This is a genomic window from Actinomyces stomatis (assembly GCF_031292835.1).
Classification (GTDB): domain Bacteria; phylum Actinomycetota; class Actinomycetes; order Actinomycetales; family Actinomycetaceae; genus Actinomyces; species Actinomyces stomatis.
In genome coordinates this window covers 22,994-32,144 of sequence record NZ_JASPEP010000031.1, presented here as the reverse complement: position 1 = coordinate 32,144, position 9,151 = coordinate 22,994, and the positions used below count along the sequence as shown (strand labels likewise).

8 protein-coding genes are annotated in these 9,151 nt (G+C 70.1%); 4 read left to right on the top strand and 4 right to left on the bottom strand.

Annotation, left to right across the window (positions count from 1 at the left end):
* On the bottom strand, window positions 1-446 hold a 446-nt coding region (locus RIV12_RS12100; RefSeq protein WP_428978944.1), incomplete at its 3' end, for a ComF family protein.
* Window positions 447-754: 308 nt separating this feature from the next.
* On the opposite strand from RIV12_RS12100, the gene secA reads away from it, so the two are divergent.
* Entirely contained in the window at window positions 755-3,574 is a 2,820-nt protein-coding gene (gene secA, locus RIV12_RS12095) for a preprotein translocase subunit SecA (RefSeq protein ID WP_309324189.1), read from the top strand.
* Between the two features lie 71 nt (window positions 3,575-3,645).
* On the opposite strand, the gene RIV12_RS12090 is transcribed toward secA, so the two are convergent.
* Together RIV12_RS12090 and RIV12_RS12085 are read right to left on the bottom strand one after the other, a co-directional pair.
* Complete coding sequence (locus RIV12_RS12090; protein ID WP_309324187.1) at window positions 3,646-4,167, bottom strand: Rv3235 family protein; 522 nt, start codon at window positions 4,165-4,167, stop codon at window positions 3,646-3,648.
* Between the two features lie 96 nt (window positions 4,168-4,263).
* Window positions 4,264-5,172, bottom strand: coding sequence for a LysM peptidoglycan-binding domain-containing protein (locus tag RIV12_RS12085; protein ID WP_309324185.1), 909 nt, complete (start codon window positions 5,170-5,172; stop codon window positions 4,264-4,266).
* A gap of 194 nt (window positions 5,173-5,366) precedes the next feature.
* Here RIV12_RS12085 and RIV12_RS12080 point away from each other — a divergent pair, with 194 nt between their 5' ends.
* A complete protein-coding gene (locus RIV12_RS12080; protein WP_309324183.1) occupies window positions 5,367-5,915 on the top strand; it encodes a Fis family transcriptional regulator in 549 nt (182 codons plus the stop codon).
* 23 nt (window positions 5,916-5,938) lie between these two features.
* On the opposite strand, the gene RIV12_RS12075 is transcribed toward RIV12_RS12080, so the two are convergent.
* Complete coding sequence (locus tag RIV12_RS12075; RefSeq protein WP_075417124.1) at window positions 5,939-6,163, bottom strand: helix-turn-helix domain-containing protein; 225 nt, start codon at window positions 6,161-6,163, stop codon at window positions 5,939-5,941.
* 203 nt (window positions 6,164-6,366) lie between these two features.
* Between RIV12_RS12075 and RIV12_RS12070 the strand changes: the two genes are divergently transcribed.
* Both RIV12_RS12070 and RIV12_RS12065 read left to right on the top strand, forming a co-directional pair.
* Window positions 6,367-7,047, top strand: coding sequence for a hypothetical protein (locus RIV12_RS12070; protein ID WP_309324181.1), 681 nt, complete (start codon window positions 6,367-6,369; stop codon window positions 7,045-7,047).
* Window positions 7,044-9,083: a CpaE/TadZ family protein gene (locus RIV12_RS12065; RefSeq protein ID WP_309324179.1), complete on the top strand. Its 2,040-nt coding sequence runs from the start codon at window positions 7,044-7,046 to the stop codon at window positions 9,081-9,083. Before RIV12_RS12070 ends, RIV12_RS12065 begins: the two co-directional genes overlap by 4 nt.
* The last annotated feature ends 68 nt before the right edge of the window (window positions 9,084-9,151 follow it).

The following is a 9,151-nucleotide window of genomic DNA, read 5'->3' as shown; positions in this document are numbered from 1 at the left end:
AGCCGGCCGCGCAGCCGGCGTGCGAGCCCGGAGGGTGCCGGGACCACGAGCAGAGCCCGCGCTCCCCGGGGCGAGTCCGCCCAGAGCTCGTCCGGCGCGTGTCTCAGCGCCCACCAGCGCCCCAGGCGCCGACCGCAACGGGCCATCACCTCCGACAGATCCTCCCGGGCACCGTTCTTCCAGCCCAGGACCATGGCGCGCACCGGCCCGGTGTAGGACGCCAGAGCCTGGATGTCCAGGTCGCCGGCGGCGTCGGCATGCTCCACGGCGAAGGGCTCCGCCTCGAGCAGCGCCCGGCACCGCGGGCACAGCGCCGTCTCCCATCGGCCGCAGCCCGCACAGCTGGTCGGCAGTCCCAGGGACAGGCCCGGTGAGAAATCCACCGACAAGCCCGATGGCAGACGGAATGCGGCGGGATGCCAGGGCTCGTGCCGGTGGTGCGCCATGCCCTCACTGTGACGCAGGAAGGGGCCTTCCCGCTCCTGGCGGCGCTCGCGGTCCACACTGCGACAGGGCGGTCGCCATCACCGTCTCCTGTGGCCCCGTGCCCCGCCCGTGTCCTCGGTGGGAAGAATCTCGGTACTGGAAAGGCCGCCGCCCACCGAGGTCCACTAGAGTACGGAGGCAGGTAGCCGGTGAGACCTGAGCCGATACCGAGCCGATCCTGCGCCGATGGCGAGTCGGCTGACTGGCTGATACCGCCTCTGTCTCATCGCCGCTCTTCGCAATATGACGTCCCAAGGGAGAATGTAGCGTGTCGATCGTGGACCGGATCCTTCGCATTGGCGAGGGCCGCACCCTGAAGAAGCTTGATGCCATCGCCGACCAGGTGGAGGCTCTTGCCGACGAGTACAGCGAGCTCTCCGACGCCGAGCTGCGTGAGATGACTGATGAGCTCAAGGAGCGCTACCAGGACGGCGAGACTCTCGACGATCTGCTTCCCGAGGCCTTCGCCACGGTGGTGGAGGCGGCCGACCGCGTCCTGGGCATGCGCCCCTACCACGTCCAGATCATGGGTGGGGCCGCCCTCCACCGCGGCAACATCGCCGAGATGAAGACCGGTGAGGGCAAGACCCTCGTGGCCACGATGCCCTCCTACCTGAGGGCCCTGACCGGCAAGGGCGTCCACGTCGTGACCGTCAACGACTACCTCGCCGAGTATCAGTCCGACCTCATGGGGCGTGTCCACCGCTTCCTGGGGCTGACCACCGGCTGCATCCTCGTGGGCCAGACGCCCGTCGAGCGCCGTGAGCAGTACGCCTGTGACATCACCTACGGCACCAACAACGAGTTCGGCTTCGACTACCTGCGCGACAACATGGCTCAGCGCCCCGAGGACCTGGTCCAGCGCGGCCACGCCTTCGTCATCGTCGACGAGGTCGACTCCATCCTCATCGACGAGGCCCGTACCCCGCTCATCATCTCCGGTCCGGCCAGCGGAGACGTCAACAAGTGGTACAAGGAGTTCGCCACGATCTCCGAGCGCCTGCGCGCGGGCAAGGACTACGAGGTCGACGAGAAGAAGCGCACCGTGGGCGTGCTGTCCGCCGGCATCGAGCGGGTGGAGGACTACCTCGGGGTGGACAACCTCTACGAGTCGGAGAACACCCCCCTGATCGGCTTCCTCAACAACGCCATCAAGGCCAAGGAGCTCTTCCACCGGGACAAGGACTACATCGTGCGCGACGGTGAGGTCCTCATCGTCGACGAGCACACCGGTCGCGTCCTGCCCGGCCGCCGCTACAACGAGGGCATGCACCAGGCCATCGAGGCCAAGGAGCGTGTGGAGATCAAGGCCGAGAACCAGACCCTGGCCACCATCACCCTCCAGAACTACTTCCGCCTCTACCCCGAGGGCTCGCGCTCGGGCATGACCGGTACCGCTGAGACCGAGGCCGCCGAGTTCGCCGGCACCTACAAGATCGGCGTCGTCCCGATCCCCACCAACAAACCCATGATCCGTGAGGACCAGCCCGACCTCGTCTACACCACCGTCGAGGCCAAGCTCGACGCCGTCGTCGACGACATCGCCGAGCGTCACGAGCTCGGCCAGCCGGTCCTGGTGGGTACCACCAGCGTGGAGAAGTCGGAGATCCTCTCCGAGCGTCTGCGCGAGCAGGGCATCCCGCACGAGGTCCTCAACGCCAAGCAGCACGCCCGCGAGGCCGCCGTCGTGGCTATGGCCGGTCGCAAGGGCGCCGTCACCGTGGCCACCAACATGGCCGGTCGCGGAACCGACATCATGCTGGGCGGCAACGCCGAGCACATCGCGGTCACCGCCCTCAAGGAGGCCGGCCTGGACCCCGAGGAGAACGCCGAGGAGTACGAGAAGGCCTGGCCCGAGGCTCTGTCCGCCGCCAAGGATGCCTGCCGGGCCGAGCACGACGAGGTCGTCGAGCTCGGTGGCCTCTACGTGCTGGGCACCGAGCGTCACGAGTCGCGGCGCATCGACAACCAGCTGCGGGGCCGCTCCGGCCGTCAGGGGGACCCGGGCGAGTCCCGCTTCTACCTGTCCATGGAGGACGACCTCATGCGCATGTTCGCCTCCGGGCTCGCCCAGCGCATCATGTCCTCGGGCGCCTACCCCGATGACGTCCCCCTGGAGTCCAAGATGGTCACCCGAGGCATCGCCGGCGCCCAGCGTCAGGTGGAGTCGCGCAACTACGAGATCCGCAAGAACGTCCTCAAGTACGACGACGTCATGACCGAGCAGCGCGAGAAGGTCTACTCCGAGCGCCGCCGCGTCCTGGACGGTGAGGACCTCGAGCCCCAGATCGAGGCCTTCCGGACCCAGGCCGTCTCCTCCATCGTTGAGGCCGGAACGGCCGAGGGGCGCCCCGACGAGTGGGACCTGGACGCCCTGTGGGGCGAGCTCGGCCGCCTCTATCCGGTCGGCCTGACCCAGGAGGAGGTCGTCGAGGCGCTGGGCGGCAAGAACGCACTGACCTCGGAGCGCCTCATCGAGGAGCTCAGCGAGGACGTCGCCGTGGCCTACGAGGACGCCGAGGCCCGCATTGAGGCCAACGCCCTGGCCCACGTCCAGCTCGGCGAGGAGCCCATGCGCACCCTGGAGCGCCGCATCCTGCTGGCCGTGGTGGACAAGCGCTGGCGGGAGCACCTCTACGAGATGGACTACCTCAAGGAGGGGATCGGTCTGCGGGCCATGGCCCAGCGCGACCCCCTCGTGGAGTACGCCAACGAGGGCGCCCGTATGTTCCGGGCGATGATGGAGGGGATCCGGGAGGAGACCGTCGAGCAGATCTTCGCCAACGTCACCCGCTTCGACGCCGCTGCCCAGCGCGCCGCCGAGGACGGTACCGTCGAGGCCGCCCAGGCGGTCGCCAAGGCCAACGCCACCGCCGCGGCCGGCATCCGCGTGGGCCAGGCGGCCGGCCAGGGGAACGGCACGGTGCTGGGGGACACCGGCCAGGCGTCCATGGAGCAGCGGGTCACCTACTCCGGTCCCAGCGAGTCCGGTGAGGAGGAGAGGTCAGGAGCCTCCTCGCGCAGGGTCTCCGAGTCGGGCGGCAATCGGGCCGAGCGTCGTCGCTCCAAGAAGAAGCGCCGGCACTGAGACTCAGCGAGAGCTGACGCGGCTGTCGGTGATCCCGTCGGAGCCCGGTGACCAACCGGGCTCCGACGGGATCACGCCATCTCCAGGCCGGTGAGGATCCAGCGTTCGCGCAGCAGCTCCAGACGGGCCGCCGCGGCCCGGACTCGGTTGCCCTCCTCCAGGAGAACGGTTGCCTCGCAGGCCCCCGACATTGTCAGCTCGGTGCGCACGCTGCGGATGCGTGGCCGTCGTGGGCTCGCCTGGCGCCCCAGCATCCGGGCGGCCAGCCCCGCCCGGCGGGTGAGTGCCTCGAACAGGGAGGGGCTGGTCCAGCGGACCAGGTGATCCACGGGGCGTAGCCCGGCCAGGACCTCACTGGCGGCAGTCACCACGATCGCGGCTGTGCGTGAGGCGTCGGTGCCGGTGCCGGTGCCAGGTCGTCTTGTCGGAGAGTCTCCCCGCATGACTGAGCCGGAGCGGTTCACGGGCCTGGAGGGCTTCTGTGGAACGGCGCGAGTCGGCGCCGGGTGGCTCGGTGCGGGGCGGCTGCGACGTTGAGGGCCGGTCTGGTGGTGCGCGGGACGAGTGGCTCGGGTGATGGCGGTTGCGGTCATGGCGGGCTCCTGAGAGTAGGCGGGTGCTTGGTGGGCACGGAGTGCGAGGTGGAACGGGGGCGGCATTCGAGGCCGCCGGTGCTGGCGCTGGGTGGTTCATCGCGATGGCGTCTGGCCTCCTGTCGTCGTGCTCGGTGCGGACAGGGAATCCGGGACGCTCAGGACTGTGCCGGGCCGGATCAGTGACGGGTCGGTGCCGACGACGTCGGAGTTGGCGCGATACAGGACCGGCCAGGCCTGTGCGATCTGCGCGGGGCCGGAGTCGGCGGGCAGGAGGTGGGCAGTGATCGACCACAGGCTCTCGCCGGGCACGACGGTATGAGTGGGGGTCGACGAGGTCTGGGGGTCAGGGGTGGTGGAGGGCTGTGTCCGGGAGCTGCCCGGCGGGGTCGACTGCGCCGACTGGCTCGCGTTGTCCGAGCCGCTGGAGCCGGTCGAAGTGCTCGAAGGGGCATGCTCGGGTGAAGCCGTGGAGCCATCGGGCGGGGACTGGGATGCTTCCGCCTCCGCGGTGGCCTTCTGGCCGGGCTGGTCGGCTTGAGGTGACGGCGTCGAGGACTGGACCGGTGGTGAGGCGGGTGCTGAGCTGGTGGGGCGCCATCCCAGATCGTCCCCGCCGGTGGGCTCCTCGGCGGCCAGTGCCGGCGCCGAGGACAGGGAGACGAGCAGTGCGGAGGCGGTGATGCGCCTGACCGCAGGCGCTCCCCAGGCCTCGAGAATCCTGGCCGCCAGTGCGCAGGCGCCGCCTCGACGGACGGAGCCGTGCCCGTTCTCCCCGGGAAGCGCCATGAGCGCCAGGAGGGCTGAGACCACGTGCCACAAGGCTCCCAGAGTCCCGATTGCACAGGTGCCGGCGACGACGGCGTCGGACAGCTCACTCAGGCCCCAGGACTGCGGAGGGACCCCCAGAAGCCGCTCCGTGGCGCTGTGGGCCGTGTGCCCCAGAAGTGTCAGGACAGTCCCTGACACTCCGGCCAGCAGTGCCAGCCGTCGACGAGTTCCCATGTCGTCCTCCATCACCAATGATGTTGTTTGATGATGTTAGGTGTACTCCGATGGTGTGACGATGTCAATAGTGACGATGTGACATACCGTGTTTCTAGGTCGTGGTAGTGGGGGGGCGGTGGTTGCCGGCGGAGCGAGGTCCGAGCCGCCCCGGATCGCTTTCCTCAGCGTGTGGACTGTGGTGAGGTGGTCCTATGGACTGGGACGCGATGCTTGCCGACCTGGAGAGCAGCTTCGATGCTGAACGCCGTGCGGACCTGGTGGCGCAGAGCGCCGAGCTCGCGGAGGCCGAGCAGGCCTCCATCGAGGTCGTCGACCGTCTGCGAGGCTCGGTGGGGCGGCTCATCCACCTGCGGACTCGCAGCGGCGTTCCGGTCGACGGTGTTGTCTCTCGGGTTGAGCCCTCCTATGTCCTCGTCGATGAGGGGGAGGGGGTGCAGGCCATTGTCCCGGTGGGTGCGGTGGCCACCATGGTGTCGCTGGCCGGTCCGGCGCCCCGGGATGGCCGACGTCGGCCCACGCTGACGGCTCTGATGCGTGAGATCGCTCGGCGGGGAGCGCGGGTGCGCCTGGTCGTGGGTTCCGGGGAAGTGGTGGGGCGACTGGTCCGGGTGGGTGCGGACCATGTTGATGTCGCTGTCGACCCTGAGGGCGGAGTCCGTTCGCGTCGTGCTTCCGGGGCGGGTGGCGCGGGGGTCGTCAGCGTCATGACCGCCGCCATCGAGGTGCTGCGCAGTCGCTGACCTCGGCTACCGGGTGGGGTGTCTCAGGACTCCTCGTCCTCGATCCAACCCGCCGCGACCATGGCCCTGGTTGAGGCGAGCTGGCGCTGAATGTAGTCCTCCAGGGCCTGGTCCTCGATGCGCCAGAGCTTGCGGGCGCCGACCTGAATAGCAGGGAGATCACCGGTGCGGATGAGGGCGCGCACGGCCTGGGCGGACAGCTGAAGCTGCTCGGCGACGTCGGCGATGGTCAGGAATCGTGTGCTCATACCACGATGATCCCACTGCTGGATCCTCTCCACAATTCTTAAAGATGCTTGTGGATAACCTTGAGGTATTATTTTATCCCAACGATGATTGCAGGAGATCAAGGAGGATTCCCGTGATGTCATCTCGCCGTACCCGATCCCTGACCACCCCTGAGCGATCCCGTAGTGGTCGTTGGCGCCGTCCTGCATGGAAGGACCCGCGTATGGCCGGGGGAGTGGTCCTGGTTGCCACGGCTGTGGCCCTGGGGGCCTGGGCGGTCGATGCGGCCGCTGACACCACCCGCGTCTACGTGCTGTCCCAGGACGTCGCTCCCGGGACGGACCTGACTGCCGACGGCGTTCTCACGGTGGTCGAGGCTCATCCCGGCACCGATGCCTATGTCGAGGCCGGGCACCTGCCGGACGGCGCCGTGGCCACGCGCTCCATGCGCAAGGGGGAGCTGCTGGCCACGGCGGCTGTGAACAGCGGCGGGGAGCAGACCCTGCGGCCAGTGGTTCTCAATGTCGCCTCCAACCTGCCGGCCTCAACGAAGGTCGGCGACTACGTCGATCTGTGGATCGTGCCCAAGGAGGGGGCGGCGGGCAGACCCGCGGCCCAGGCTCCCGCCACTGCACAGGCCGGGCAGGGCGGACAGGCGGCTCAGAGCGGTCAAAGCGCCCAACCGGGACAGGCTGAAGGAGACGGAGCCCGCCGCGTGGCCACAGGGCTGGTCATCGCCTCGGTCGGTGAGCCCAGCAAGGGGCTGATCTCCGGACCCAGCACCGGGGTGGAGGTCAAGGTCCCCGAGGCATCCCTCGCCGCCGTTCTCAGCGCCGTGGGGCAGGAGGGGGCTCTCGTCCTGGTTCCCACGGGTCAGGAAGCGCCCGCGGAGAAGACCTCGTGAGCGCCCCGGGAGCCGGAGTCCTCCTGGCTCTGAGCGGCGACGACGCCGACATCCTGCGTGCGCTGAGCCAGTCGGGGAGCGGGCTGTGCGTCGTCCGCCGATGCGCCGATCTGCCCGAGCTGCTCTCAGCCGGGATGGCCGGACTGGCGACCTTCGCCCTGCTGGACACCGGCTTCGATGAGATCGACCGCACCGTCCTGGATCGGCTCGCACGCGCCGGCCTGAGCGGTCTGCTCCTGGTGGAGCCCCACGAGGAGGAGCGCTGGCGCAGCGCGGGATGGCCGGTTCTCAGACGCGATACGGAGCCCGGCCGCATCTGCTCGGCGATGCAGGACCTCGTGCGTCGTGGCGCGCCCTCCAGCGGATCATCCCAGGGGACGGGACCAGCCAGCGCTGCAGTGTCGGAGACCGTGACCGCGCCGGTGGCCGCGGACACCGACTGGTTGAGCGCTGCCACCCCCGCTTCGATGGGCTCGAAGGCCGCTGCCCAGGAGACCGCCTGGCTCGAAGAGCTGTGGCGGCAGTCTCCCGGCTCCTCAGAGGACGCGATGGTGCCCTCGCCGCCGCCACCGACCTCCAACGGCGCAGGAACCGGGGGCGACCCGGGACAGAACCGGCGGCCCGGTCCGGAGCCGGCTGCGACGGGCGTGCCGGAGCACTCCTTCCCGGCTGCGATGAGCCCGGCGGATGACGGGCTCCAGGGGAGGATCGTCCTGGTGTGGGGGCCTCACGGCGCCCCCGGGCGTTCGACGGTGTCCGCCTCCCTCGCCCACGGTCTGGCCTCTTCCGGCGGTGCGATCCTCGTGGACGCCGATGTGGAGGCTCCCAGCCTCGTGCAGCTCCTCGGCATGCCGGAGGACTCCTCGGCTCTGGCCGGGGCGGCCCGTCTGGCCACCCACGGCCGGCTTGACGCCGAGAGCTTTCAGCGGGTCCTGGCGCCGGTGGGCGGCGGGCTCTTCCTGCTGGGCGGCCTGGGGCGATCCGGACGCTGGCGCGAGCTGCCGCCGGCCTCGATGACCGAGGTCTGGCTGCAGTGCCGCCGGGCCGCGGCCTGGACCGTCGTCGACGTCGCCGGTGGTCCCGTCGATGACGATGTCGACGACTTCACCCTGGAGCCCGGCCGCGGGGCCGTCACCGCCGATCTGGTATCGCATGCCGACGTCGTTCTGGTCGTCGGCGGAGCCGACCCCGTCGGGGTGCGCCGTCTGCTCCAGCTCCTCGATGAGATGGGGGCCTCCATGAACCCCGCCGGTCGGGTCGAGGTCGTCATCAACCGGGTGCGTGCCTCGGCCGCAGGTCCTTCTCCCCAACATGCACTGCGAGAGGCGCTGGCGCGTTTCGGCGGGCTGGAGGACATTGTGCTCCTGCCCGACGACGCGGCGACGGCCGATGCCTGCCTGCTGCAGGGATGCACCGTCCTGGAAGGGGCGCCCACCAGCACACTGGGCAAGGCCCTGAGTGCGCTGGTCGACCGGATCGATCCTCAGGCGGCGACGGCCCGCAAGGCCCGATCCCCGCGTCGTTCCCTGCTGCGGCGCTCGAAGAGGCGTGGTGGACACCGGGACCCCGCGGACCAGGCCGCAACCGCCAGAGGCAGGAACCGTTCAACCGCGCGCAACAGAGGCGCGAGGCGTCGCCGCAGAGGCGGGGACGGGGGACAGCCGGTTGGTGAGCGGCTGCCGGCTCCCCGGGGCTCCGCAGGCCTCGCCCACGTCCCGCAGCAGTCCCTCCAGGCTCTGCCGCCATCGATTCAGCCGGGGAATCAGCCGCAGGGGCGGCTGCAGGAACCACCTCCGAGCCGGTCTCCGGTGAGACCACAGGCTCAGCCACCGCTACCGGCGCCGGGACCGGTCCCCGGCACGCCGCACCGGCCCTCGGCGGCGCCGTGGTCCGCTGCGGGGACGGCGTCGGGCGCCGGAAGGCCCCCGGGGCCGGCGCGAGGCCCGCAGGTGGGCCGTACCCCGGACATGGGAGATGACCGGGGTCCGGGTGACCCTCCGTCGGTGCCGCCGGGAACCGGGCGACACCGCTACTGAGACCGGGTGCTCGCGTGAACGGTGCCGGGTGGGAAGGCTCCCTGTGCTTCGTGGGAGGTCGAGCGCGA

Coding starts and splice junctions, on each gene's coding strand:
- RIV12_RS12090 (WP_309324187.1), bottom strand. CDS start 4,167: ATGACCGCAACCGCCATCACCCGAGCCACTCGTCCCGCGCACCACCAG.
- RIV12_RS12085 (WP_309324185.1), bottom strand. CDS start 5,172: ATGGGAACTCGTCGACGGCTGGCACTGCTGGCCGGAGTGTCAGGGACT.
- RIV12_RS12080 (WP_309324183.1), top strand. CDS start 5,367: ATGGACTGGGACGCGATGCTTGCCGACCTGGAGAGCAGCTTCGATGCT.
- RIV12_RS12075 (WP_075417124.1), bottom strand. CDS start 6,163: ATGAGCACACGATTCCTGACCATCGCCGACGTCGCCGAGCAGCTTCAG.
- RIV12_RS12070 (WP_309324181.1), top strand. CDS start 6,367: ATGGCCGGGGGAGTGGTCCTGGTTGCCACGGCTGTGGCCCTGGGGGCC.